Source organism: Stenotrophomonas sp. LARHCG68, from assembly GCF_052871705.1.
Genome location: NZ_JBIXJV010000001.1, coordinates 1,009,642 through 1,034,428 on the forward strand (window position 1 = coordinate 1,009,642; position 24,787 = coordinate 1,034,428).

At 66.4% G+C, this 24,787-nt stretch carries 27 protein-coding genes and 1 pseudogene; 10 read left to right on the forward strand and 18 right to left on the reverse strand.

Annotation, left to right across the window (positions count from 1 at the left end):
* Positions 1 to 46: 46 nt before the first annotated feature.
* Positions 47 to 1,144 (reverse strand): Glu/Leu/Phe/Val family dehydrogenase, encoded by a 1,098-nt coding sequence (locus ACIPR8_RS04290; protein WP_132865170.1) that lies wholly within the window; start codon positions 1,142 to 1,144, stop codon positions 47 to 49.
* A 306-nt stretch (positions 1,145 to 1,450) separates the two neighbouring features.
* On the opposite strand from ACIPR8_RS04290, the gene ACIPR8_RS04295 reads away from it, so the two are divergent.
* The 3 genes from ACIPR8_RS04295 (at position 1,451) to ACIPR8_RS04305 (ending at position 6,612) form a co-directional block, all read left to right on the forward strand.
* A complete protein-coding gene (locus ACIPR8_RS04295) occupies positions 1,451 to 4,969 on the forward strand; it encodes a methylmalonyl-CoA mutase family protein (protein ID WP_446540245.1) in 3,519 nt (1,172 codons plus the stop codon).
* Between the two features lie 81 nt (positions 4,970 to 5,050).
* The gene (locus tag ACIPR8_RS04300; RefSeq protein WP_446540246.1) at positions 5,051 to 5,518 is read left to right on the forward strand and encodes a DUF4288 domain-containing protein; all 468 of its coding nucleotides are present in this window, start codon (positions 5,051 to 5,053) and stop codon (positions 5,516 to 5,518) included.
* A 50-nt stretch (positions 5,519 to 5,568) separates the two neighbouring features.
* A complete protein-coding gene (locus ACIPR8_RS04305) occupies positions 5,569 to 6,612 on the forward strand; it encodes a S66 peptidase family protein (RefSeq protein ID WP_132865168.1) in 1,044 nt (347 codons plus the stop codon).
* Positions 6,613 to 6,651: 39 nt separating this feature from the next.
* On the opposite strand, the gene ACIPR8_RS04310 is transcribed toward ACIPR8_RS04305, so the two are convergent.
* From ACIPR8_RS04310 to ACIPR8_RS04340, 7 genes are all read right to left on the reverse strand, one after another.
* Positions 6,652 to 7,614, reverse strand: coding sequence for a tetratricopeptide repeat protein (locus ACIPR8_RS04310; RefSeq protein ID WP_446540247.1), 963 nt, complete (start codon positions 7,612 to 7,614; stop codon positions 6,652 to 6,654).
* Between the two features lie 53 nt (positions 7,615 to 7,667).
* The gene (locus ACIPR8_RS04315; protein WP_446540248.1) at positions 7,668 to 8,258 is read right to left on the reverse strand and encodes a TMEM175 family protein; all 591 of its coding nucleotides are present in this window, start codon (positions 8,256 to 8,258) and stop codon (positions 7,668 to 7,670) included.
* A 90-nt stretch (positions 8,259 to 8,348) separates the two neighbouring features.
* The gene (locus ACIPR8_RS04320) at positions 8,349 to 8,687 is read right to left on the reverse strand and encodes a tRNA-binding protein (RefSeq protein WP_323439341.1); all 339 of its coding nucleotides are present in this window, start codon (positions 8,685 to 8,687) and stop codon (positions 8,349 to 8,351) included.
* An 80-nt stretch (positions 8,688 to 8,767) separates the two neighbouring features.
* Positions 8,768 to 9,166, reverse strand: coding sequence for a nuclear transport factor 2 family protein (locus tag ACIPR8_RS04325; protein WP_446540249.1), 399 nt, complete (start codon positions 9,164 to 9,166; stop codon positions 8,768 to 8,770).
* Between the two features lie 26 nt (positions 9,167 to 9,192).
* Entirely contained in the window at positions 9,193 to 9,654 is a 462-nt protein-coding gene (locus ACIPR8_RS04330) for a methyltransferase family protein (protein WP_446540250.1), read from the reverse strand.
* Positions 9,655 to 9,718: 64 nt separating this feature from the next.
* A complete protein-coding gene (locus ACIPR8_RS04335) occupies positions 9,719 to 10,081 on the reverse strand; it encodes a VOC family protein (protein WP_446540251.1) in 363 nt (120 codons plus the stop codon).
* A gap of 136 nt (positions 10,082 to 10,217) precedes the next feature.
* Entirely contained in the window at positions 10,218 to 12,020 is a 1,803-nt protein-coding gene (locus tag ACIPR8_RS04340) for a DUF885 domain-containing protein (RefSeq protein ID WP_132865162.1), read from the reverse strand.
* Positions 12,021 to 12,214: 194 nt separating this feature from the next.
* Between ACIPR8_RS04340 and ACIPR8_RS04345 the strand changes: the two genes are divergently transcribed.
* Positions 12,215 to 13,009: a DUF4349 domain-containing protein gene (locus ACIPR8_RS04345; protein ID WP_446540252.1), complete on the forward strand. Its 795-nt coding sequence runs from the start codon at positions 12,215 to 12,217 to the stop codon at positions 13,007 to 13,009.
* Between the two features lie 50 nt (positions 13,010 to 13,059).
* Here the strand turns inward: ACIPR8_RS04345 and ACIPR8_RS04350 are convergent, their stop codons facing one another.
* The 5 genes from ACIPR8_RS04350 to ACIPR8_RS04370 all read right to left on the reverse strand — a co-directional run bounded on the left by ACIPR8_RS04350 (position 13,060) and on the right by ACIPR8_RS04370 (position 16,663).
* Positions 13,060 to 13,308: a hypothetical protein gene (locus ACIPR8_RS04350; protein WP_132865160.1), complete on the reverse strand. Its 249-nt coding sequence runs from the start codon at positions 13,306 to 13,308 to the stop codon at positions 13,060 to 13,062.
* A gap of 15 nt (positions 13,309 to 13,323) precedes the next feature.
* Positions 13,324 to 13,716, reverse strand: coding sequence for an OsmC family protein (locus ACIPR8_RS04355; protein ID WP_132865159.1), 393 nt, complete (start codon positions 13,714 to 13,716; stop codon positions 13,324 to 13,326).
* 107 nt (positions 13,717 to 13,823) lie between these two features.
* The gene (locus ACIPR8_RS04360; protein ID WP_446540253.1) at positions 13,824 to 15,218 is read right to left on the reverse strand and encodes a DUF2867 domain-containing protein; all 1,395 of its coding nucleotides are present in this window, start codon (positions 15,216 to 15,218) and stop codon (positions 13,824 to 13,826) included.
* 18 nt (positions 15,219 to 15,236) lie between these two features.
* Positions 15,237 to 15,557, reverse strand: coding sequence for a metalloregulator ArsR/SmtB family transcription factor (locus tag ACIPR8_RS04365; RefSeq protein WP_057635045.1), 321 nt, complete (start codon positions 15,555 to 15,557; stop codon positions 15,237 to 15,239).
* Positions 15,558 to 15,748: 191 nt separating this feature from the next.
* Positions 15,749 to 16,663 carry a peptidylprolyl isomerase gene (locus tag ACIPR8_RS04370; RefSeq protein ID WP_446540254.1) on the reverse strand — a complete coding sequence of 305 codons (915 nt, stop codon included), beginning with the start codon at positions 16,661 to 16,663 and terminating at the stop codon, positions 15,749 to 15,751.
* A 153-nt stretch (positions 16,664 to 16,816) separates the two neighbouring features.
* Here ACIPR8_RS04370 and ACIPR8_RS04375 point away from each other — a divergent pair, with 153 nt between their 5' ends.
* Entirely contained in the window at positions 16,817 to 17,179 is a 363-nt protein-coding gene (locus tag ACIPR8_RS04375) for a PadR family transcriptional regulator (RefSeq protein WP_132865156.1), read from the forward strand.
* Positions 17,179 to 18,109 (forward strand): annotated as a pseudogene (locus tag ACIPR8_RS04380) (sensor domain-containing protein). The gene ACIPR8_RS04375 and the pseudogene ACIPR8_RS04380 overlap by 1 nt, the downstream one beginning before the upstream one ends.
* 85 nt (positions 18,110 to 18,194) lie before the next feature.
* On the opposite strand, the gene ACIPR8_RS04385 reads toward ACIPR8_RS04380, so the two are convergent.
* Positions 18,195 to 18,464 carry a DUF2798 domain-containing protein gene (locus ACIPR8_RS04385; RefSeq protein WP_225591887.1) on the reverse strand — a complete coding sequence of 90 codons (270 nt, stop codon included), beginning with the start codon at positions 18,462 to 18,464 and terminating at the stop codon, positions 18,195 to 18,197.
* 285 nt (positions 18,465 to 18,749) lie between these two features.
* Here ACIPR8_RS04385 and ACIPR8_RS04390 point away from each other — a divergent pair, with 285 nt between their 5' ends.
* The 3 genes from ACIPR8_RS04390 to ACIPR8_RS04400 are packed head-to-tail and all read left to right on the forward strand — an operon-like array spanning position 18,750 to position 20,085.
* Positions 18,750 to 19,358 carry a TetR family transcriptional regulator gene (locus ACIPR8_RS04390; protein ID WP_446540255.1) on the forward strand — a complete coding sequence of 203 codons (609 nt, stop codon included), beginning with the start codon at positions 18,750 to 18,752 and terminating at the stop codon, positions 19,356 to 19,358.
* Between the two features lie 54 nt (positions 19,359 to 19,412).
* Positions 19,413 to 19,769 carry a DMT family transporter gene (locus ACIPR8_RS04395; protein ID WP_446540256.1) on the forward strand — a complete coding sequence of 119 codons (357 nt, stop codon included), beginning with the start codon at positions 19,413 to 19,415 and terminating at the stop codon, positions 19,767 to 19,769.
* Position 19,770: 1 nt separating this feature from the next.
* Positions 19,771 to 20,085 carry a DMT family transporter gene (locus ACIPR8_RS04400; RefSeq protein ID WP_192287957.1) on the forward strand — a complete coding sequence of 105 codons (315 nt, stop codon included), beginning with the start codon at positions 19,771 to 19,773 and terminating at the stop codon, positions 20,083 to 20,085.
* Between the two features lie 265 nt (positions 20,086 to 20,350).
* Here the strand turns inward: ACIPR8_RS04400 and ACIPR8_RS04405 are convergent, their stop codons facing one another.
* Positions 20,351 to 21,667, reverse strand: a complete 1,317-nt coding sequence (locus ACIPR8_RS04405) for a polyhydroxyalkanoate depolymerase (RefSeq protein ID WP_446540257.1) — start codon at positions 21,665 to 21,667, stop codon at positions 20,351 to 20,353.
* An 83-nt stretch (positions 21,668 to 21,750) separates the two neighbouring features.
* On the reverse strand, positions 21,751 to 22,347 hold the full coding sequence (locus ACIPR8_RS04410) for a class I SAM-dependent DNA methyltransferase (protein ID WP_446540258.1): 597 nt from the start codon (positions 22,345 to 22,347) through the stop codon (positions 21,751 to 21,753).
* 63 nt (positions 22,348 to 22,410) lie between these two features.
* Between ACIPR8_RS04410 and ACIPR8_RS04415 the strand changes: the two genes are divergently transcribed.
* Positions 22,411 to 22,866, forward strand: a complete 456-nt coding sequence (locus ACIPR8_RS04415; RefSeq protein WP_192287960.1) for a CopD family protein — start codon at positions 22,411 to 22,413, stop codon at positions 22,864 to 22,866.
* Between the two features lie 160 nt (positions 22,867 to 23,026).
* Here the strand turns inward: ACIPR8_RS04415 and ACIPR8_RS04420 are convergent, their stop codons facing one another.
* Both ACIPR8_RS04420 and ACIPR8_RS04425 read right to left on the reverse strand, forming a co-directional pair.
* Positions 23,027 to 23,776, reverse strand: a complete 750-nt coding sequence (locus tag ACIPR8_RS04420) for a tetratricopeptide repeat protein (RefSeq protein WP_446540259.1) — start codon at positions 23,774 to 23,776, stop codon at positions 23,027 to 23,029.
* 26 nt (positions 23,777 to 23,802) lie between these two features.
* Positions 23,803 to 24,762, reverse strand: a complete 960-nt coding sequence (locus tag ACIPR8_RS04425; RefSeq protein WP_132865147.1) for an acetyl-CoA carboxylase carboxyltransferase subunit alpha — start codon at positions 24,760 to 24,762, stop codon at positions 23,803 to 23,805.
* Positions 24,763 to 24,787 lie beyond the last annotated feature (25 nt).

The window sequence follows — 24,787 nt, forward strand, 5'->3', positions numbered from 1 at the left end:
GGAAGTGAGGGCGCGCGGGTGACGGCGGCCCTCATCCGCGTCCGGTTTACTCGCCGCGCAGGCGGTTCATCCGCGGGGTGGAACGGCCCATCGGCATCTTCAGCTTGCCGATGGCTTCCAGCCGGGCTTCGGCGATGCGGTCGGCCGCGCGCTGCGGGGAGACATCCTCGCGCTCGGACTGGTCGAAGATCCTGCCGAGGTTGTGGTAGATGCTGCGGATCAGGCGCATCGCGCGTTCGCGGTTGTAGCCGTCGATCTCCAGCGACACATTCATCACGCCGCCGGCGTTGACCGCGTAATCCGGGGCCCACAGCACGCCGCGCTTGTACAGCTCGTCGCCCACCGCATGGCTGGCCAGCTGGTTGTTGGCGGTGCCGCAGATGACCTTGACCTTGAGCCGGTCCAGCGTGGCCATGTCGATCGCGCCTTCCATCGCGCAGGGCGCCAGCACGTCGGCGGCGACATCGTAGATGGCGTCGGGCTTGACCGCCTCGCAGCCGTACTCGCTGACCGCGCGCTGCACCAGCACCGGGTCCAGGTCGGTCACGTACAGCTTGGCGCCGCGCTCGCGCAGCAGCTTCACCAGCTCCATGCCGATATGGCCCAGGCCCTGCACGGCGATGCCGAGCTTGCCGATCTCCTCGTGCCCGAACTGGCGCTTGACCGAGGCCATCAGTGCCTGCAGGGCGCCATAGGCGGTGAACGGGGCCGGATCGCCGGAGCCGCCATGGACCTGGTGGACGCCGGTGACGTAGCCGGTCTCCAGGTAGATGTTCTCCATGTCGTTGACGTCGGTGCCGACGTCCTCGGCGGTGATGTAGCGCCCGCCCAGGGCCTCGACCTGGCGGCCGAAGGCGCGGAACAGCACCTCGCTCTTGTCGGTGCGCGGGTCGCCGATGATCACCGCCTTGCCGCCGCCGACGTTCAGCCCGGCCAGCGCGTTCTTGTAGGTCATGGTCCGGCTGAGCCGCAGCACGTCGCGCAGGGCGTCGTCGGTATTGGCGTAGGGGCGCATGCGCACGCCGCCCAAGGCAGGGCCCAGCGTGGTGTTGTGGATGGCGATGATTGCCTTCAGGCCGGCTTCGCGGTTCTGGCAGAACACGACCTGTTCATGGCCGGAAGTCTCGAGGGTTTCGAAAAGCATGGAAGCTCCGATGGCGTTTGTTGCCACAACGTCAGTGATCCTGCAGGCAAACAGCAGGCCGGAAAACAAAAAATGCGACTTCCTCGTGTGCAGGACGGGGGTCGCGGGCCGCCATTCTAATCCATTCCCGGTAGGGGAATGTTCAGGACGGTAGTACCTGACTGGGCGCTTGGCTTTGCCCAGACAGGGCGCGTCGTCATCACCCGATAGCGCAAACGGCGAAAAGGTCACGCTGCGCTGCAACCTGACCTGCCGCGCGCGCGGTTCTATCATCGGTTTCAACAGAAACCGGATGTTGCACGGCCCATGAGTACTCCCGCCTCCCAGCTCCCGCAAGTCCAGCCGGAGTCCACCCCGCTGCGCTTCGTCACCGCCGCCAGCCTGTTCGATGGCCACGACGCGGCGATCAACATCATGCGCCGCCTGATCCAGGCGCAGGGCGCGGAGGTCATCCACCTGGGCCACAACCGCAGCGTCGAGGACGTGGTGCGGGCGGCGCTGCAGGAGGACGCCGACGCGATCGCGCTGTCCTCCTACCAGGGCGGCCACGTGGAGTACTTCAAGTACATGGTCGACATGCTCAGGGAGCGTGGGGCCGGCCATATCAAGGTGTTCGGCGGTGGCGGCGGCACCATCACCCCCGAGGAGATCCGCGAGCTGCAGGCCTACGGCGTGGAGCGCATCTACCACCCCAATGACGGCATGAAGATGGGGCTGGTGGAGATGATCGAGGACGTGGTGGCGCGCGCGGGCAAGGCGCGCGACGCCCGCGCTGCGGAGTCCGGCGACACCGCCCCGGCGATCGAGGACGAGATCGGCATCGGTCGGGTGCTGTCGCAGCTGGAGGACGGCGACCATTCCGAGGCGGAGCTGGCGCACCTGCGCAAGCAGTGGCAGCTGGCCTCCGGCAGGACGCCGGTGGTGGGCATCACCGGCACCGGCGGCGCCGGCAAGTCCTCGGTGACCGACGAATTGCTCAACCGCTTCCTGGCCAGCTTCCCGCAGATGCGCATCGCGGTGATCTCGGTGGACCCGACCCGCCGCCGCACCGGTGGCGCGCTGCTGGGCGACCGCATCCGCATGAACTCGCTGCGCTCCAAGCGCGTGTACATGCGCTCGATGGCCACCCGCCGCCAGCACGCGGCGATCAACACCGTGCTGCGCGATTGCATCGGCTTCCTGAAGTCGCTGCAGTTCGACCTGGTGATCGTCGAGACCGCCGGCATCGGCCAGAGCGATTCGGAGATCGTGGACCTGGTCGACTTCCCGATGTACGTGATGACCAGCGATTTCGGCGCGCCGAGCCAGCTGGAAAAGATCGACATGCTCGACTACGCCGAGCTGGTGGTGCTCAACAAGTTCGACAAGCGCGGCGCCGAGGATGCGCTGCGCGACGTGCGCAAGCAGTGGAAGCGCAACCGCACCGCCTTCACGATGAAGGACGAGGACGTGCCGGTCTACCCGACCATCGCCAGCCAGTTCAACGACCCGGGCATCAGCTGGATGTTCGCCAACCTGTGCCGCCTGCTGCGCGAGAAGGTCAAGGCCGACGCTGGGCTGCAGCCGCGCATCGATACGACGCTCAAGGAGCCGCGCGCCACCGTGCTGATCCCGGGCAGCCGCGTGCGTTACCTGGCCGAGATCGCCGAGCAGGGCCGTGGCATCAACGCCCGCATCGACTCGCAGGCCGAGGTGGCCGAGCGTGCGCAGAGCCTGTGGCAGGCGCTGAAGGAACTGGGTGATGCGACGCTGCCGGGCGCGCTCGACCTGTACCCGGCCGATGCACTGACCGAGGCGGGCGCCGACAACAGCATCCGCACCCTGCGCCAGCGCTACAACGACGCAGTGCAGTCGCTCGATTCGGACGCGCTGCGCCTGTTGCGCGAGTGGCCCGCACGCCTGAAGTCGATCACTGAGCCGGTCAACGAATACCAGGTGCGTGGCAAGACCATCCGCGTGGAGAACTACCGCGAGTCGCTCAGCCACCAGCAGATTCCCAAGATCGCCGCGCCCACCTACCGCAGCTGGGGCGAGCTGCTGGTGTTCCTGCAGAAGGAGAACCTGCCGGGCTCGTACCCGTACACCGGCGGCGTGTATCCGTACCGCCGCACCGGCGAGGACCCGATCCGCATGTTCGCCGGCGAAGGCACGCCCGAGCGCACCAACCGCCGCTTCCATTACCTCAGCGTCGGCCAGCCAGCCGCGCGCCTGTCCACCGCCTTCGACAGCGTGACGCTGTATGGCGAGGACCCGGCGCCGCGCCCGGACATCTACGGCAAGATCGGCAACTCCGGCGTCAACATCCCCACGCTGGACGACATGAAGAAGCTGTACTCCGGCTTCGACCTGTGCGCGCCGACCACCTCGGTGTCGATGACCATCAACGGCCCGGCGCCGATGATCCTGGCGATGTTCATGAACACCGCCATCGACCAGCAGGTCGAGAAGTATCTGCAGGAAGATGCCGCGCGCTGGGCCGCGGCCGAGGCGAAAATCGCGAGGATCTTCGAAGGCCGCACCCGACCGCAGTACCACGGCGAGCTGCCGCCGACCAACAACGGCCTGGGCCTGGCGCTGCTGGGTGTCACCGGTGACCAGCTGGTCGATGCCGACACCTACGCGCGCATCAAGGCCGAGACGTTGTCCACGGTGCGCGGCACCGTGCAGGCGGATATCCTCAAGGAAGACCAGGCACAGAACACCTGCATCTTCTCCACCGAGTTCGCGTTGCGGATGATGGGCGACATCCAGCAGTACTTCGTCGACCACAAGGTGCGCAACTTCTACTCGGTGTCGATTTCCGGCTATCACATCGCCGAAGCCGGCGCGAACCCGATCAGCCAGTTGGCCTTCACCTTGTCCAACGGTTTCACCATCGTCGAGTACTACCTGGCGCGTGGCATGAAGATCGATGACTTCGCGCCCAACCTGTCGTTCTTCTTCTCCAACGGCATGGACCCGGAGTACACCGTGATCGGCCGCGTGGCGCGCCGCATCTGGGCGCGGGCGATGCGCGAGCGTTATGGCGCCAACGAGCGCAGCCAGATGATGAAGTACCACATCCAGACCTCCGGCCGCTCGCTGCACGCGCAGGAGATCCAGTTCAACGACATCCGCACCACGCTGCAGGCGCTGTATGCGCTGTTCGACAACTGCAACAGCCTGCACACCAACGCCTACGACGAGGCGATCACCACGCCGACCGAGGAGAGCGTGCGCCGCGCGGTGGCGATCCAGATGATCATCAACAAGGAGCTGGGGCTGAACTTCTGCGAGAACCCGTGGCAGGGCAGTTTCATCGTCGACAAGCTGACCGACATCGTCGAGGAGGCCGTGTACAAGGAGTTCGAGGCGATCAGCGAGCGCGGTGGCGTGCTGGGCGCGATGGACACCATGTACCAGCGCGGCAAGATCCAGGAAGAGTCGCTGTACTACGAGCACAAGAAGCACGACGGCAGCCTGCCGCTGGTCGGCGTCAACATGTTCCTGCCCAAGGAGCATGCCGGCGAGGTGGCCACCGAGATCGAGCTGATCCGCTCGACCGAGGAAGAGAAGGGCCAGCAGATCGAGAACGTGCACAACTGGCAGCGCAACCGCAACGCGCTGGCTCCGGCCGGCGAGACCTCGCATTCGCATGAGGTTGAAGGCGTGGCGGCTGAAGAAAGCGATGTGCATGACGGCCATGGCTTGGCGTATCTGCAGAAGACCGCGCGTGATCGCCGCAATGTGTTCGAAGCGCTGATCGAGGCGGTCAAGACCCACAGCCTGGGGCAGATCAGCCATGCCCTGTACGACGTGGGTGGCGAGTACCGCCGCAACATGTAATCGAAGCGGGTAGTGCCGAGCCATGCTCGGCACGAAGCCCGTGCTGCCGAGCCGAAGTCGCCAGCACGGATATGTGGTCCCGTGGGGGCGGAATCGGCTGCTATTCTTCGCCAACATCTTGATGAGGTGGGCGGGCTGGGCATGGCTGAGTATTCAAAGGACGTGTCCCCGGTGGGGTGGTACGTCGGTTCGTATCAGTTGCGCTTCGTTGAGTTGGATGCGTCTGAGAACGACGATCCTGATGCGGAATTCACGGTCTGGGAGAACACCATCATCGTGAAGGCCGATAGCTTTGCAATCGCATACGAGAAGGTGATTGCGGTTGGTATGGAGGCGACATCACCCTACAAAGGCGGCGATCAAGGTATCCCAGTGCAATGGCTCTTTGAGGGGGTTACCGAGTTGCTTCCAATCTACGAACCCCTTGATGACGGTGCGGAGATCATGTGGGCAGAGCACCCGGCGACCAGATTGACGAGACTGCGTCAGCGAGCCAGGTCGCTGGAGGACCTGAGGCAGCGCTTGGATAAGGACGCAGGGCAAGGGTGATCGCATGGGTCCACAATTGGGAACCGTTTCTTTTTACTGTAGGCAGCAACATGGATAGACGGCGTTTCATCGGTGGTACCGCCCTGGCAGCCACGCTGCCGCTGCTCGGCCTGCAGGGCGCGATGGCAGCACCGCGTGGGCGTCTGCTGCCGCCGGCCCTGAACAAGGGCGATACCGTCGGGCTGGTCAGCCCGTCCTCGGCCAGCAGCGATCGATTGAGCCTGCAGCTGGCGCGCGAAGCGATGGAAGCGTTCGGCCTGAAGGTGAAGACCGGCGCACACTACGACGCGCGCCATGGCCACCTGGCCGGTACCGATGCCGAGCGCGCCGGTGACCTCAACGCGATGTTCGCCGACACGCAGGTCAAGGCGATCGTCTGCGTACGGGGTGGCTCCGGTGCCGCGCGGCTGCTGCCGTTGCTGGACTACGACCGCATCCGCGCCAACCCCAAGATCCTGCTGGGGTACTCGGACATCACCGCCCTGCACAGCGCCATCCAGGCCCGGACCGGGTTGGTGACGTTCCATGGGCAGATCGGCTCGGGCACCTGGAACCGCTTCAACGCCGACCAGTTCGAGCGCCTGTTCTTCAAGCGCGAGCTGATGCACTACCAGAACACGGTGGTGGATGCCGACGACGAGCTGGTGCCGCGCCGCAACCGCACGCTGACCCTGCGCGGTGGCACGGCCCAGGGCGAGTTGGTCGGCGGCAACCTCACCGTGCTGACCGCCTTGGCCGGGTCGCCGTACCTGCCGGACTTCACCGGCAAGATCCTGTTCCTGGAGGACGTGGAAGAGGCGCCTTACCGCATCGACCGCATGTTCAGCACGTTGAAGCTGATGGGCGCGCTGGACAAGGTCGCCGGCTTCATCTTCGGCGAATGCACCGATTGCACGCCGGGCGACGGTTACGGCTCGCTGACGCTGGACCAGATCTTCGATGACTACATCCTGCCGCTGAAGATCCCGGCCTATCGCGGTGCGATGATCGGCCACATCCGCGAGCAGTTCATCGTGCCGGTCGGCGGCAAGGTGGCGATGGATGCCGATGCCGGCACATTCGAACTGCTGGAGCCGGTGTTCGCAGGCGCGTGAGTGGCAACGGGCGCGGCGATCAGCGCTGCGCCGGTTGACTCATTCTTCCTCGTCCGCGTCGTCTTCTTCCCCGTCGTCCTCGAGGGACTGCCACCAGGCGCTGCCGGCCACCGGGGCCGGGGGCGCACGTTCGCGTGTTTCGATGGCGTCGACGTGACGCCCGGCATGGCCATCGGCCCAATCCCTGAGCAGCTTCTCCACCGACCTGCGGCTCTGCGCGGCGATGCCGAGGTTGCGCTCGGCCTGCCACGCGGCGTCTTCCTGCGCGGCGTGCTGATGCGGCGCACCGTAACTGCAACGCAGGCAGTAGTGGCGGATGCTGCGCGTCCAGTCCTCGGCGTGGCCGATGCCGGGCACGGTCGCCCGCAGCAGCGCATCCAGGTCGTCCTGGTCATCGGCGCGAACGAACACCACGAAGGTCTGGAACAACGACGGCACCAGCCGGCCCAACTGGTTGAACACATGCACCTCGCGCTCGCCGTCGAAGCGGCTGCCGGTCGACGCACCATCGTGCAGCACGATGTCGCCGAAGCGGTGGCCGCTTTCCGGCAGCGGTACGTTGAGCACGCGTGCGCGCACCGGATCAACGCGGCGCACGAAGACGGTCTCGCCACCCTGCCAGGGGTTCAGGCGAACCACGGCCACGCCGAAGTCGCCATCGATCGGGCCTTCGGTGCCGGGCAGGGCGATGCCGCAGGCGGTCCATAGTTCACGCACGGTGTCCCAGCGGCCGAGCGCGGTGGCGGCGATGGCCGCGTTCCAATGCTCGGCCTGGCCGTGTTCCTCGTTCAGGGCGATGGCCTGCAGGTTGTGCCGCAGCGAGGTGGGCCAGTCCAGCAGGTACTTGTGCACCAGCCCCTGCATGTAGTGGTAGTAGCGGTTGTCCGGGTGATGCTGGAGCAGGGTGCCGAAATCGCGTGCGGCGTCTTCCAGCGCGCCATCATCCACCGCGGCATAGGCGCGGTGATGGATCTGCTCCAGTTCATCGGGGGTGTCGTTCATGCCGCTGCCAGTGTCCGGGTCGGCGCATGATCGCACGGGCCTGCCGGCCAGGATCAGGGGGCGGGAGGGTCGACGGCCAGCCCGCGCTCGATGCGACGGTCGGGGATCAGCCACATCAGTGCCACGCCGACGTAGATCGCCTGCGCGACATGCACCTGCACGAAACTGACGCCGATACCGGTGAGGTAGAGCAGCGGCGACAGTTTTCCCTTCCAGTCCCGGCCGAGTACCTCGCGCAGGGTCGACTCCCTGCCTTCGGCGGCAACGATGCGTTGTTGCAGGAATGCATAGGCGATGGCCGCGGCCAGCAGTACACCGCCGTAGGCGGCGGTAGGCAGCGGCAGCAGGTAGTAGTCATCCATCCAGCGCGTGGCGAACGGCAGCAGCGACAACCAGAACAGCAGGTGCAGGTTGGCCCACAGCACGCTGCCGGAGATGCGCTTGCAGGCCTGCAGCAGGTGGTGATGGTTGTTCCAGTAGATGCCCACGTAGATGAAGCTGAGCAGGTAGGCCAGCAGGGTGGGGATCAGCGGGCGCAAGGCCTGCAGGGTGCCGCCCTCCGGCGTTTTCACCTCCAGCACCATGATGGTGATGATGATGGCCATGACCCCATCACTGAATGCTTCAAGCCTGCCCTTGCCCATGTGTGGTTTCTGCCGGTCAGTGGTGGGTACGTGGTTGCCGCACAGTATCGGCCGACGGCGTGATGGCGCCGTCGGGATCCACCGGCGGCCTCACAGCAGCCGCGTGCCCAGCGGGACGTCGTGCTCGGGCACGCACAGGCTGACCCGGCCTTCGGCATCGTGGAAGCCGGTGACCAGGCATTCGGACATGATCGGGCCGATCTGCTTGGGCGGGAAATTGACCACAGCCACCACTTGCTTGCCAACCAGCGTGGCGGGGTCGTACAGGGCGGTGATCTGGGCGCTGGACTTGCGCACGCCCAGTTCCGGGCCGAAGTCGACCTGCAGCTTGTAGGCAGGCTTGCGGGCTTCGGCGAACGGTTCGGCGGCAATGATGCGGCCGACGCGCAGTTCGACCTTGGTGAAGTCCTTCCAATCGATCGTTTCCATGGTGCCTCGGTGGTTGTGGCTCATCCTGCGGTGGTGGATGAGGCCACCACGGCGATGCGGGTTGTGCGGTACTGCCGACGTCAGGTGGCTGCCGGCAGGGGGACGTAGACCTCGTGCCAGAGCACGACTTTGCCATCCGCGTCGAAGCGCATCAGCAGCATCGCGCGGAAGTGTTCGCGGCGGCCATCGCCGTAGGCGATGTGCGCCCGCATCGACAGGGTGACGGCATCACCATCGGCCAGCGCGTGGTCGACGTCGTAGTCGATGCCCGCCATGCCGGCCTTCATGCCGTTGAGGAAGGCCAGGTAGTCGGCATGGCTGGCGGCGTAGTGGCGCCCATTCGGCTCGACCACGAAGTGCTCGGCGAAGCATTCGCCAACCTGCGCTTCGCTCAGCACCGAGGTGGCATTCAGATGCCGGCGGTTCCAGTCGAGGACGGCATTTGCCTGGCGCAGCAGTTGTTCACGGTCGAGGGGCATGCAGCATTCCTTCAGGGGTGAGGGCCTTACAGCCAGCGTCGCGTGCGGGTACGGAAGGCGTCGAAGGCAGGGCCGAAGCGCTGTGCCAGATAGCGTTCCTCAGGCTGGATCTGGAAGCGTGTGATGTAGGCAACGAAGACGGGCACTGCCAACAGCGCAACGGCGTTGCGCAGCCACAGGCAGGCGGCCAGCAGGACCAGTGCCTGGCCCAGGTACATGGGGTTGCGGGTGAAGCGGTAGACGCCGTGCGTCACCAGGTGCGTCGTACGCTGCGGGCGTAGTGGGTTGACCGTGGTGCCGGCGCGCTGGAACAGCAGCTTGGGTACCAGGTTGAGCAGTACCCCGGCGCTCGCCGTCACGGTGACGATGGTGACCCGCATCGGCAGGGAAAAGGCGAAGCCCGGCAGTTGGTGGGCACACAGCCAGGCGAGCAGGCCGCACAGCAACAGCACGATCGGTGGCGGAAGGCGGGTGTCGAGCGTGGTCATGACGCAGCGATGCTACGCGCGTGATGCCCGTCCATCCAGTGCATCGGCAATGGCCGGCGTCGGCTCAGAGGTTGTGCCCGATGCGCCACAGCACGCCGGCAGGATCGACCCGCGTGAAGTCGCGCATGTTCCAAGGCTGGTCGGCAACCGCGCTCACCCGGGTCTGGAAGCGTTCGATCACACCGCTTTCATGGACGTGCCGATGCCAGTCATCGGCGTTCTCCACCAGCAGGTGCATCATGAAATTGCCGGCATGCTCGGCCACGAAGAACGGCTGCAACAGGAAGCGGGTGCCGCCGTGGCGCACGTAGGCCAGGTCGTCGGATGACCACGGGATCTCGAAGCCCAGCTGCGTGTAGAACGCCATCGAATGGGCCAGCTCACGCGCAGGGACGAAGGCCTTGATCTCGACGGCGGCAAGGTTCACGGCGGCGGTCCTGGGAGCGGGTAGGGATGGTCATTACACCACCGTCGGCGTGTGCCTGGAGTGCGTTCAACGCTGGTCGGAAACGCCGACGCCCGGAAGGTCCCGGGCGTCGGTGTGGAACGGGCGGGCCGCGCGCTTACTGGATCGGCTGGTCCAGCATCAGCTGGCGGGCGAAACGCACCGGCGGTGCGCCGTAGGACAGGATCTGGTCGTGGTAGGCCTTCAGGTTGAAGTTGGCCCCCTGCTTGTCCTGCACCGCCTTGCGGGTGTCGAAGTGTTCCTGTGCACCGACGAAGTAGGTCGGCAGCTGCGCTGAGGTCAGCTGCGCGCGCACCCACTTGCCGGCCGCTTCGCTTTCCTGCTGGAAGGCGTCGTGGGTCATCAGGTGCATGGCCTGCTCGCGGCTCCAGTTGTCCACGTGCACGCCCTGGTCGAGGATGGCGTTGGAGATCGTGCGCAGGTAGAACTTCAGCTGCACTAGGTGGAACAGCGGGTCGTTATCCAGGTAGCCCTGTTCCTGCATCATGCGCTCGGTGTAGACCGCCCAGCCTTCGGCGAACAGGCCCGAACGCAGCACGGCGCGCAGCGTGGACGGGAACTTGCCCGAGTGCCAGCCTTCCAGGTAATGGCCAGGTGTGCCTTCGTGGATCGACAGCAGGTGGATCATGCGGCTGTTGTACTCGCGCAGGAACGAGTCAACCTGCTTGTCGTTCCAGTCGTCCGGGATCGGCGACACCGCATAGAAGGTCTTCAGGTTCTTGTCCAGCGGGCCGGGCGAGTCGCAGTAGGCCACGGCCACGCCGCGCTGGAACTCCGGCATCAGGATGATGTCCACCGGTGCATCGGGCAGGGTCATCAGGTCATGCGTGCGCACGAACTCGGTGGACTGGGCCAGCGAGGCCTTGGCGTCGTCGACCACCTTGTCGCGCGCCGGCTTGTCGGCATAGGCCAGTTCCAGCGCGGCCTCGATGGCCTTCTGCTGCTGGTCGTCGGTCGGGTTGGCCGGCATTTCCGGTGCGCCCGGCTTGTCCTTCAGTACCTGCTGGGCGATGCCGTACATGTCCGCGCGCACGCGGGTCAGCTCGGCGCGGGCACGCTCGCCGATCTCGGCGCGCGAGAGCGAGGAGTTGAGCGAGAACTTCAGCTTCTGGTCGTACTTCTCCGCACCGATGCGGAAATCGCCCTTGGCGTTCGGCACCAGGGTCTTGTCCAGCCATTCCTGCTGCTCGGCCACGGCCTTGTTGAGGGCGTCGATGGCAGCGGTCAGGCGCTGCTGGTCGGCGGCCTCGAGCTGGCCGATGTTGGGCGTGATGAAGGTCTCGACCAGGCTGAGGATGCCCTTGTTCTGCTTGGCAACGGTCTCGGCGTGGATCTTCGGCACGCGGGCCGGGTCCAGGTTGGCACGGGCGGCGGCGAAGATCTGCGGGATCTTCTCGATGCGCGCGGTGGCCGACTTCAGGCGCTCGGGCAGCGGCGCGAACTCGCGGGCCATCAGGCCGTAGATGGCACTGCCGGCCAGGCCGTTGTAGACCTGCGGATCCCACTGCCAGGACTGCAGGGTTTCGTTGTTCCAGATATCGGACTGCAACTGGTTGCGCAGGATCGCGGCGTCGACCTGGTTCTCGCGACCGAGCTTGCTGACGTCGACCTTGTCCAGGTCGGCGAGCAGGGCCTTGCTGGCTTCCAGGCTCTTCTTCTGGCCGTCGGCGCTGAGGTCGTCGAGCTCGCCGTCGTAGCGGTGGTCGCCGATCTGGGTGGCGCTGACCGGGGACAGCTGCATCCAGGTATCCAGTGCCTTCTTCGACAGTTCGGCGAACTGGGCGTCGGCCTGGCTCTGGCCGGCCTGCTCGGTGCTGGCGGTCGGGGCGGTGGGGGCTTGGCCGTCCTGGCAACCGGCCAGGCCGGCGAGCAGGGCGGCGGCGAGCAGGTGCTTGCGCATCGTTGATCCTGGAGCGTTGGGAAACCCCGAGCATAGGCCGGGTGCGGGGCGGGGCGCACCTGCCGTTGGTTGGGCGGGCCGTGCCGGATCGGGCAAAGGCAGGCGCCACCGCGCCTGCACATTTCCTTAGCGTTCGTATTCAGGCAGGTGGTTATGCTTGCGTGGCACGATCAATTCACGGGGAACAAGGACGCATGACGTATCTGCAGGGAATGGGCTGGGCGCTCGGGTTGGGCGCATTGCTGGCATTGGCCGGCTGCGGCAAGCATGAAATGGCCAGCGCCGGCGCGGTGGCGGCCGAGGCGGTGCAATCGCCGGAAGGGGCCTTCCTGGCCTATGAACACACCGTGCAGCTGCAACTGCCGGGCAAGGAGATCGCGCCGCGGGTGAAGGCGGTGGCCGAGGCCTGCCAGAGCGCGACGTTCGGCGACTGCGCCGTGTTGAATGTCTCGCAGCAGGCCGGCGACGCGCCGCGCGGGACGATCAAGGTGCGCATCGCCCCCAAGGGAGTGGAGCCACTGATCGCCCTGGCCGCCGACAAGGGCGAGGTCACCAACCGCGACACCGAGGCCGAGGACCTGGCCCAGCAGGTGGCCGATACCCGGTTGATGCAGGATCGCCTGAAGAACGAGCATGCGCGCCTGGTCCAGTACCAGCAGCGCAGTGACCTGGCGGTGGCCGACCTGTTGACCCTCTCGCAGCGGCTGTCCGAGATCGAGGCCGGGTTGCAGCAGGCCGACCGCGACGCCGCGCAACAGCATCGTCGTATCGACACCCAGTTGGTCACCCTGGATTTCGAGTCGACCAACAGCCAACGCAATCGCAGCGAGATCGGCCGTGCATTCGGCGATTTCGGCGAGATATTCACCACCAGCCTGGCCTACATGATCCGCGTGGCGGCGGGCCTGTTGCCGCTGCTGATCGTCGGCGGCTTCCTGTTGTGGTGCCTGCGCGTGTGGCTGCGCCGGCGCCGCGCGAAGAAGGGCTGAACGACAACGGCGCCGAAAGGCGCCGTTGTTCATTCAACCGTAGGAGGCGGTCAGCCGTGCAGGTGCAGTTCCGGTACCTGCTTCTCGTGCACGGCGAACAGCTCCTGGAACTCTTCCTCGTTCAGCTCGTCGGGCAGGTAGACCGCCACCTGGCTGACCGTGCCGTGTTCATCCACCCGCTCACGCGGACCAGCACGCAGCGAGATCTCGCGGTCCTTCCAGGTGGTCACCATCGGGGCGTCTTCCCACTGGGTGACTTCGGCGTTGTCGTTGTCCCAGAGCACGACGATCGTATACATGCGTGTAGTTCCTCTTCAGCTGCGGCGTTCGCTGGTGATGGTGGCGCCTTCGCGCATCACCAGGGTCACCGGCGTGCGCTGGACCACGTCCAGCAGGCGTTCCCATTGCGCATCGCTCAGCGGGCCGGTGGCCGACAGCACGCGATGCACCTGCAGCTTACCGGCTTCGTCGCGGCTGGAGGTCAGCTCGGCGCTGAACTTGCCCAGGTCCCAGCCTTTCTTCTGTGCATACATGCGCAAGGTAATCGCCGTGCATGAGGCCAACGAGGCCAGGTACAGGTCGAACGGCGCCATGCCGGCCCCCTGTCCGCCCAGGCTTGGCGGTTCATCGGCGATCAACTGGTGCTTGCCGTTGCTGATGGCATGCGCGTAATCGGTATCGGTGGATTCGATGGTGACGTGTGCCATGGCAGCTGCTCCGGTAGTAGGGATGGGCTTACGTTAGCTGCTGGAGGTACCGGCCGGTAGGTCGGGCCGGTGGCCGGATCGTTCCATCGCCTGAACGATGCGGCGGTTCAGGCTGCGCCGGCCGGCGCCATCTCCCGTTCTTCCGCGTGTACCAGCGCAGCCACCGCCGATTGCAGCATTCGCGGCGCGATGTAGTGCCGATGCACCGGGTCCACCACCCCCATGTAGGCGCGGCCGAACAGGTTGCGGCAGCGCACCCGCGTGGACAGCGTGAACAGCATGCCATCGCCGTCGCGCTGCACCGAGACACCGCTGCGGAACCCAAGGTGGCGATCATCGGCCCCCAGCAGCACCTGCGCGTGCTCGGCGTCGACCTGGGCGTCCAGCACCGGGAAGCGTTGCGCGAAGCGCTGTGCCGCCGAATCGTTGAGCAGCGACGACACCGGGCAGCCCAGCGTGGACGTGCGCAGCCCCAGCGGCTTGACCAGCAGGTTGCGGAACCGCATCAGGCCGCTGACCGGCGCGGCCGGCTGTTCGATGAAGGCCTCCAGCAGGCGTACCAGCAGGTGTTCCGGCGACTGCCGCCCGAGCCAGCGGGTGTCGATGCGGATCTGCACGCTGTCCTGGTGGTGATGACCGTGCAATTGCGCGGCGAGCAGGGAGCGTGCGGGCAGGGCAGGCAGTGTGCACGTGCGCAGCGCGGGCAGGTCCTGGCCGACAACCCCATGCAGCCGGCACAGGCGGGCGAGCGTCTGGCGCGCCCGGCCGACATGCCGACGCAGGTGCGCACACAGGCCGATGCACCAGGACGTGTCCATCGCGTGGGTGAAGCCCAGCGTGGTGGTCGGGACCGGCGCCTTGGTCGGGTCGAGCTGCGACAGCGCCTGCAGCAGCGCCGGCGGCAGCAGTTCGGTCAGGCTGGCCAGGTCCGCTTCGCCGCGACCGACCTGTGCGCGGGTGGCCGGGTCCAGCTCACCGGCGGTTTCGTCCGGGTGGCACGACACGGCGAACAAGGCCGGGTGCTGCCCGTTGCCGTGCAGGGGCTGGAACTGGTGCCAGGTGCGTGCCGCCATGCGTACGGTGAACAGGCAGTCGGCAGGGATCTCGACGTGGCGCAGGCCTTCCAGCGCACCGGCCTCGGCCGATGACGTGGCCGGGATGAATCGCAGCCGTGCGCCGCCGCTGCCGCTGACCGCGGTGAACAGGCGCGGGCCGGCGTGCCGATGGAACGGATGGCCGGCGCTGCCGACCGAAAAGGTGTACAGCGAGGCGGGATCGTGTGCCGCGAAGTCGGGTGCGGACAGGCGTACCGATGGCTCATCGAGCGCATCGTTGAACTGCGGGTGATGCTGCTGGCGCTGGCCGGCACGCAGGGCCAGCGCATCGCCGGCACCAGGATCAAGCTGGCTGAGCAGGGTGACTTCCACCGCCCGCCTTCCATCGGCGGCGGCAATCGAGACACGGGGAAAACTGCGGTCGCGGGTCGTGCGGGTGCGTTCCATGGCGTGCCTCGATGGCGATCAGGTAGCGGGTTTGGCCTTGGCCTTGCGGCGCGATTCGCGTTGCAGCGGGCCGGCCGTGGGGCAGACCTCGAAGGCGAACCTGCTGAGGGTGTTGACCATGTTGTCCGGGGTCAGCCGGTAATAGACGAACTGGCCGCGGCGCTCGCTGGTGACCAACCCGGCGGCAGCCAGCACCGACAGGTGGCGGGAGATGGCCGGTGCGCTCATGTCGAAGCGCTGGCCGATCTCGCCGGCGGTGAGTTCCTGTGCGGACAGGTAGGCCAGGATCTCGCGGCGTGGACGCGAGGCCAGGGCTTCAAAGATCTGGTCGGCAGCCATGGGTAATCACTTAACTAATTCGTTAATTGATTAATTGCACGGGCGCGCCGTGCTGTCAAGCGTGGATGCAGGGCGGCGGGGGCGCCTTGTGCCCGGTCCTCTCCTTCGCGGAGCAAATGGCAGGACCGGGCAGGGGCGGAGCTGGCCCGCGTGATCCACTTCGGGCAGGCCTTGCCGCCCGGGTCGACCGCTTATTTCACCGCCGCACCCACGCGTACCGGCAGCGGGATGTTGCACAGGTCGATGTGCCCGGCGGCACGCTTGTAGAAGCCGTCCACGCGGTTGCGGCGCGCTTCCACCGCATCGGCGAAGGTTTTGGAATCGGTGCGCAGCACCTGCAGTGGCACACGCTGGTCGGCCGGAAGCTCGCTGGCCAGCTGGATCGAGATGATCGGCGTGCGCTCGGCGGCATTCTCGTAGAAGCCCATCGGATCCGGGCCGCGGGTGATGGTGCTCAACAGCTCCATGCCCTTGAGCACGCGCCCGACCACGGTGATGTTGCGGTCCAGCTGGCGCGGCGATTGCCCGGTGACCACGTACAGCTCCGCGCCGACGCTGCTGTCGTCGTCATTGTTGCGGCCGGCACCCAGCGCACCATAGCAATGGGCCAGCCATGCCTTCTCGCCATCGCTGCCGACCGCGAAGTCACCGACGAAGCCGGTCTTCGCTGCCCAGCCGTCGCGGTCGGGCAGGGCGGTCAACGCCAGCCCCTGCGCCGGGCGCTGGAACTCGGCCGGCAGGTGCGGCTTGGCGCTGCCCATCGACTTGGCCTTGGCGGTGTCATCGGCATCGGCATCGCCGAACTGGACCACGAAGTTGTCCTGCGAACGGTAGATGCTGAGCCCGTCCCAGAAATGCTCGCGTGCCAGGGTGCGGATGTTGCCGGCATGTTCCGGGGCGAACGCCGGCGCCAGTTCGATGATGACCCGGCCACCGGCCAGGTTCATGTACAGCAGGTTCTCCGCGGCCGGGGTGTGCCAGTCGCTGGCAGGCGAGGCGTCGATGATCTCCTGCGCGCTGCGGTACTTGGCGGGGGCATCGGCGGCCAGCAGCGGCAGCGGGGACAACATCAGGGCCAGGGCCAACAGCGAGGGGCGAAGCGTCATCGGGCGCATTCCGGATTGGGTGTGGGCCGATTCTGCGCGATTGCCCGCGCCGCCGGCCAGCGGCATGACGCAAGGTGGGATGACTACCGGCACATTCGCTATACCGAACTCAGCACTAGTATTCGATTCAGGCTAGTTGGAAGGAGTGGGGCGATGAGTGACCTGGATGCCCAGCTACGCAAGTTCCAGAAGGAACTGAGCTCCGGCACGGTCTCGCTGGCGCTGCTGGCGGTGTTGGCCAAGGCTTCGGAGCCGCTGTACGGCTACCTGATCGCCAAGGAGCTGGAGCGCGTCGGGGAGGGCGTGCTCAGTGGCAAGCAGAGCGCCCTGTACCCGGTGCTGCGCAACCTGGAAGGCGCCGGGCTGTTGGAAAGCCATGTCGAGCCCTCGGTGTCCGGGCCGCCGCGACGTTACTACCGTATCAACGATGACGGCCGCGCCGCGCTGCGGCAGTGGATCGCCGCCTGGGATGCCACTCGCAACTCTTTGCAGTACGTACTGGAGGGAATCCACTGATGAACGCTGACAACCACGCAAGGCCGCTTCCCACCACCATCCCCGAGTACCTGGAGCAACTGCGCGCGGCGCTGGCCGGTGCCGATCCGGCGATGATCCAGGACGCGCTGTACGACGCGGAGGAGTACCTGCGCTCGGAACTGGCCGAGCAGGCCGGCAAGACCGAGGCGGAGGTCATCGCCGGTGTCGCCGGCAGCTACGGCGCGCCGGAGGAAGTGGCCGAGATCTACCGCGAGACCGAAGTGACGGTGAACCGCGCGCTGCGTGCGCCGGGCATGCGGATCACGCCGGCGGCGGTGGCCGCCGCAGCGGCCGCTGGCGGCGCGCTTCTTCGGCGTCGTGCTCGACCCGCATACCTACGGCGCGCTGTTCTACATGCTGCTGTCGCTGGCCACCGGCACGTTCTTCTTCACCTGGGTGGTGACCGGCCTGTCGCTGTCGGTATCGCTGCTGATCCTGATCGTCGGTATCCCGATCCTGCTGCTGTTCCTGGGGTCGGTGCGGGTGCTGTCGCTGGTGGAGGGCCGCATCATCGAGACCATGCTCGGGGTGCGCATGCCGCGTCGCCCGGCCTACACGGACAAGAGCCAAGGCTGGCTGGCGCGCATCGGGGCGATGTTCGCCGACGGGCGCACCTGGCTGACGATGCTGTACTTCCTGCTGATGCTGCCCTTGGGCGTGGCCTACTTCACCATTGCAACGACCTTGTTGTCGCTGTCGTTGGCACTGATGTTCGCGCCGCTGGGTGACCTGTTGTTCGACCATCCGGCCGGCATCTGGATCGATGGCGTGAACGTGGCCACCGCCTTCTGGGTGTGGCCGGTATCGGTGGCGGTGGGTGCATTGCTGCTGTTCGGCACGCTGCACCTGGCACGGGGCATCGGCAAGCTGCATGGCGCGATGGCCAAGCATCTGCTGGTGCGCCTGTAAGCCACATGCCAGCCGGAACAAACGAACGGGGCGCCCTTGGCGCCCCGTTCGTTTGTGGCATGACGGTGGAGCCCTGCGCGGATGCTCAGGGCGAGCGCACCAATGCGGCGGTTGCCCGGCGCACCACCGGCAGGAGCAACAACAGCACGGGGAAGGCGATCAGCCAGGAAACGCCCCAAGCGCCCAGCCACTTGGACGTGAGCTGCGGCGACAGGCCGATGCTTTTCAGGGTGCTGATCAACGACACGATGCTGGTCATCAGCAGGGACAGCAGCAACGGCATGACCAGGGCGCCGTAACGCACGGGAAGCTTGGGAATGCCGAGGAAAATGGTGGGTTTGTGTGAAGCGTTCAAGAGCGATCTCCAGGATCCGGTCAAGCAAAGGCGCCTATCGCCCGCGAGCGGGCAAACAGCCCCGGCAGGGCCGGAGTTGATGGGCGCGTTGGTTGACGTGAACGCTTACGGTCGCCACGAGAACCGGGACGACGGCGCGCATGTTAGGGGCCGCGCCGGCCGCTGGCAAGCGATCTTGTCTGGTGGAGCCGGGTGTTCCTTCCGGAACGCGGGCAAGGGGTTTTTCTAAATCGTGGTTCAGCCCCGGCGCGGGTCCGGGTTGACCTTGCGGAGCGGACGCCTAAAATGACTGACAGTCAGTCAGTTGAGTTCGCCATGGACAAGCGCGCCGCCATCATCGATGCCGCCATCGCCGTGTTCGCCGAAAAGGGCGTCGAAAAGGCAACGGTATCGGACATCGTCAAGCGCGCCGGCATCGCCCAGGGCACGTACTACCTGTACTTCCCGTCGCGGTTGGCGGTGATGGGCGGCATCGCCGAGCGCGTGCTGACCCAGCTGCTGGCGCGGTTGCATGCGCAGCTCGATGGCCTGCCGGCCGGCGCGCAGTTGGACCGGTTGGCGGCGGTGATCTTCACCGAGGTCGGCGCGCAGCACCAGGAGGTCGCACTGCTGTACAGCGGCATGACCCAGACCGACCAGATGCGGCGTTGGGAGCAGATCTACGCGCCGCTGTACGCGTGGCTGCAGCAACTGCTGGAACAGGCGCGCGCGGACGGTGCGATCGCCGCCGGCGTGCAGCCGCGGCATGCCGCGCGGGTGCTGGTCGGTGCCATCGAGGCCGCCGCCGAGCAGGTGCACCTGTATGCCGATACGTCGGCCGACGAGGCGCGGGCGCATCTGGCCGAACTGGAGCGTTTCATCGGCGCCGGACTGGGGCGCGCGCCGGCGGTCTGATCACGGCGGTGCCGATGCGCACCGCACACAACAACGAGAAGCAAGGAGAACGACATGGCCGGGAAAGGCTGGCTGTTTGTTGCCCTGACCTGCGTGTTCGAGCTGGTCTGGGTGTATGGGTTCAACGTGGCCTCGGCCTGGTGGCACTGGATACCGATCATCGCGGTCATTCTGGTCGACTTCCAATGGCTGGCCCGCGCCTGCGAAACCTTGCCGACCGGCACCGTGTACGCGGTGTTCGCGGCAGTGGGTACGGTGGGCGCTGCATTGATGGACATCTTCCTGTTCGGTGGCAGCTTCAGCGTCGCCAAGGGTGCCTTCATGGCGCTGCTGGTGGCGGGCGTGATCGCGCTCAAGCTGGCCGATGGCAAGGAAGCAGAAACTGCCGGTGCGACCGGCAAGGACGGTTGAGATGGGTTGGTTCCTGGTGGTGATCGCCGCGCTGATGGAAACGCTGGGCGTGGTTGGCCTGAAGCGTTACAGCCAGCGCAGGAATGCGCTCAATGCGCTGCTGTTCTTCGGCGGCTTCGGTGCCTCGTTCGTGCTGCTGTACCAGTCGTTCCGCTACCTGCAGCTGAGCGTGGCCTATGCGGTATGGATCGGCCTGGGCACCGCGGCGGCGGTGCTGGTGAATATGCTGTTCTTCGGTGAGTCACGCAGCACCGCGCGCCTGCTGAGCCTGGGCGTGATCGTGGCCGGTGTGGTCGGGTTGAAGGCAGTGTCGTAAACGCAGAAGGCCCCGGTGATTGCCGGGGCCTTTGTATTGAATGAGGCAGGCGCTGATTGCCTCCCTTCTCCCGCGAGAGGGAGGCGGTGCCCCGCCAGGGGCGGATGAGGGGATTCTGAGCACTTGAGCATTTGAGGCTTCTGCCTTGGCCCTGACAGCGGGTTCTGGGCAGTACGCTGCCAAGCGCATTGCCATCGTTTCGATCTGCACTCACCCCAACCCCTCTCCAGCAGGCGGGAGAGGGGCTGCAAAGGTCCAAATGTACTTAGCGCTGCGCGCGACGGCGCAGCGGCGTGACGTTGCTCGCCGCTGCCTTGCGGCTCTTCTTCGCCGCGGCCGGCTGCGACTGCGCGCTGAAGAAGTCGCGCATCTTCGGGTAGACCACTTCGCGCCAGCGGCGACCACTGAAGATGCCGTAATGGCCGGCACCCTCGACGATGAAGTGGTTGCGGCGCGACGCCGGGATGCCGGTGCACAGTGCCTGCGCCGCTTCGGTCTGGCCCAGGCCGGCGATGTCGTCCAGCTCGCCCTCGATGCTCAGCAGCGCGGTGTCGCGGATCGCCGACGGGTCCACGCGCTCACCGCGTACGTACCATTCACCGCGCGGCAGCAGGAACTCCTGGAACACCACGCGGATGGTGTCCAGGTAGAACTGTGCCGGCATGTCCAGCACCGCGTTGTACTCGTCGTAGAAATGACGGTGCGCGTTGGCATCGTCCAGGTCGCCCTTGACCAGGTCGGTGTAGAAATCCCAGTGCGACATCAGGTGCCGGCTGGGGTTCATGGCGACGAAGCCGGCGTGCTGCAGGAAGCCCGGGTAGACCCGGCGGCCCTGGCCCGGGTACGGGGCAGGCACGGTGTGGATGACGTTGTTCTCGAACCACGACAACGGGTTGCGCGTGGCCAGGTTGTTGACCGCGGTGGGGCTGTGGCGGGCATCGATCGGGCCGCCCATCATCACCAGCGAGCGCGGCGTGGCCTCGCCACGGCTGGCCATCAGCGACACCGCCGCCAGCACCGGCACGGTCGGCTGGCACACGCTGACCACGTGCACGTTGTCGGCGCCGAGGTGGCGGATGAATTCCTGCACGTACTCGATGTAGTCGTCCAGGCCGAACTCGCCCTGTTCGACCGGCACCATGCGCGCATCCACCCAGTCGGTGACGTAGACGCGGTGGTCGCGCAGCAGCGTGCGCACGGTGTCGCGCAGCAGGGTGGCGTGGTGGCCTGACAAGGGCGCCACCACCAGCACGATCGGCTGGGCCAGCAGGGCTTCGACCTTGGACGTCTCGTTGCTGTGGCGCTTGAAGCGCAGCAGCTTGCAGAACGGCTTCTCGACCTCGGTGAGCTGGGCGATCGGCACGATCTCGCCGTCCAGCTCCAGCTCGTGGATGCCCCATTCCGGCTTTTCGTAATCCTTGCCGAGGCGATGGAACAGCTCGTTCATCGCGGCCAGGCGGTCGGCGCCGGGCATGGACGACCACCAGTGCCCGCCGTTGTTGAAGAACGCCGCGTTGGCCTGGGCCTGGTGAACCCACGGGGCAAGCAGGTTGCGGGTCAATTCATGCAGTTGATAAAGCATGACGTCCAAATATGTATGGTCATATGGTGCTGCGCAGCATACTCCAGTCTGGCGGCGATGGCGTTAAGGCCGGCCGGACTGGCTCAGCGGGGGCTTTCGAGCGCGGCGACGTCGTCGCTGAATGCGGGGCCGAGCCAACAGTGCGAGCCCACCGCGCGGAAGCCGGCCTCCTGCAGCTGCCGCCGGTACCAGCGCGCCGGGCGCTTCTGGAAGCCGTCATGGTCGCCGTGGAAGTCGTCCTCGGCGGTGAAGGTCTCCAGGAAGGCGACCCCGCCGCACAGCTCGGCCAGGCCTTCCAGCCCGGCCTTGAGCTCGCGGCTGGGCACGTAGTGCATCACGTCCGAGCAGACCAGCAGGTCCACCGGCGCGCACGGGCGCAGCCACTGGAAGTCGCCGAAACGCGCCAGGTGCAGATCGCGGGTGCGGCCATAGCGACGTACCGCGTATTCGCTGCCGTCAAAGCCCATGTACTGCAGCTTCGGGCGCAGCTTGAGCAGAGGCGCGCGCCAGGCGCCTTCACCGGCGCCGATGTCCAGCACGCTGCGGATCGGCCGTTCCAGGTAGTACTCGGCGCTGGCCACCGCCAGTTGCACCTTGCGCGCCAGGCGTGCGGCGCCACCGATATCACCACGGCGGTACCAACGCTGGAAGTAGGCGGCGTCGTACTGTTTTTCCTGCATGTGCGTGTCTTGTGCGGATGGGCGAAAATGGCGCACATCCTACGCCGCCGCCGGAGCCAGTGCATGCAGTCCTATTTTTGGGTCAAGACCTTCCACCTTGTTTTCGTGGTGGCGTGGATGGCGGCGGTGTTCTACCTGCCGCGGATCCTGGTCAACCTGACCGAGACCGCCGGGCAGGCGCCCGTGCAGCAGCGCCTGCAGTTGATGGGCATGCGCCTGTACCGCTTCGGCCATATGATGTTCGGCATCGCTTTCCTGCTGGGGCTGGTGTTGTGGCTGGGCTACAAGGTGCTGCCGGACTTCCCGACCATGGTGGCTCCCGGCGGGGCGGGCTGGTTGCACGCCAAGCTCGGGCTGGTGGTGCTGCTGATGGTCTATTACACCGTGACCGGTCGCTGGTTGAAGGGCGTGGCCAAGGGCAGGGGGCTGCCGTCCTCGCGCGCGCTGCGTTGGTTCAACGAACTGCCGCTGGTGCTGTTCATCGCCATCGTGTACTTCGTGATCGCCAAGCCGTTCTGATGCACGGGGGTATCAAGCAGAAAGGCCGGCAATGCCGGCCTTTTTTGTACCCGCGATGCCATTGCGGCGTCCGCGCGCATGAAAACCGCCCGCCAGTGGGCTGCCATGGCGGGCATTCTTGCGAGGGGAGGGGTTCCCTGTTTCGCGGCCGAGGCCGCTGCTACGCGGTGAGCTGGCGCAGTTCCTTGCGGGCCAGGTCGGTCCATTCGCGCTGGGCGCGCTGGTAGTACTTCGGTGAGAGCTCGGCACGGTCCAGCAGCTTGCGCAACTGTGCGGCCGCCTCGTCGGGGCGGCCGGCGCGCTTGAGCAGCAGGGCATAGCGCAGGCGTGCTTCCTCGCCGGCGAAGCCGTCGACCATGGCCTCGTACTCGTGCAGGGCGGCATCGACATCGCCGCTGTCCTCCACGGCGCGGGCATACAACAGATGACCATCCTGCGAGCGGAAGGACGGATTGGCGGCGATCAGCGCGTCCAGTGTCTGCCGGGCCTGTGCTGCCTGGCCGAGCCCGTACTGGGCCTTGGCCAGGCCCAGCATCAGGTCGGGGTCTTCGCGGTGGATGCCACGCAGGGCGCTTTCGAACAGCGTGGCGGCCTCGGCGTACTCGCCATGGTCCAGGTGCTGCTGCGCCAGTTGCCGGCGGTTCTCGGCGGTGTCGGACACGCGCAGGCGCTGGTCGGCCTGGCGCTTGCCACGGGACGGATCAAGCTGGTCACGCACCTGGCGCAGGCCGCGCCGCGCGCTGGGGTTGTTGCGCAACCCCGGCAGGATCTCGGCGATGAAATAGATCAGCACCGCCAGGTACGAGAACATCAGGATGATGACGATCCAGTACAGCGGCCGCCCGTTGCGCACGACGTGCACGCAGCAGGCAACCTGCAATACCAGCGAAAGCAGAATGATCGGGCTCATCCCTGTGTCCCCGTGGCGGCGTTGGCTCAGGCGGCCTCGTAGGCACCGTAGCTGCGCAGGCGCTTGTAGCGCTGCTCCAGCAATGCTTCCACGCTCAGCTTGTCCAGCGCGTCCAGTTCATTGAGCAGCACGGCCTTCAGGCGGGTGCCCATCTGCTTCGGGTTGCGGTGGGCGCCGCCGATCGGCTCGCGGATCACCTTGTCGACCAGGCCCAGGCTCTTCAGGCGCGGGGCGGTCATGCCCAGCTGCTCGGCGGCGTCCTTGGCCTTGCTGGCGTCCTTCCACAGGATCGAGGCACAGCCTTCCGGGCTGATGGTCGAGTACACGCTGTACTCCAGCATCAGGGTGCGGTCGCCCACGCCCAGTGCCAGCGCGCCGCCGGAGCCGCCTTCACCGATCACGGTGCAGATCACCGGCACCTTCAGCTCCGCCATTTCCATCAGGTTGCGGGCGATGGCCTCGGACTGGCCGCGCTCTTCGGCGTCGATGCCCGGCCATGCGCCGGCGGTGTCGATCAGGGTCAGCACCGGCAGCTTGAAGCGCTCGGCCATCTTCATCAGGCGCAGCGCCTTGCGGTAGCCCTCCGGCTTGGGCATGCCGAAGTTGCGCTTGACCTTTTCCTTGGTGTCGCGGCCCTTCTGGTGGCCGATCAGCATCACTGCGCGGCCGCCGATGCGGGCCAGGCCGCCGACGATGGCCTTGTCATCGGCGAAGGCGCGGTCGCCGGCCAGTTCCTGGAACTCGTCGCAGAAGATGCGGATGTAGTCCAGCGGGTACGGGCGCGACGGGTGGCGGGCCACCTGCAGCACCTGCCAGGGGGTCAGGTTGCGGAAGATCTGTGCGGTACGCAGGCGCAGCTTGTCTTCCAGCGCCTTCACCTCTGCATCGACATTGACCGCCGGCCCGGCGCTGGCGCTGCGCAGATCCTTGATCTTGGTTTCCAGATCAGCGATGGGTTGCTCGAAGTCGAGGTAGTTCGGATTCATCGGAAACCGTCATGAATTAAAGGGG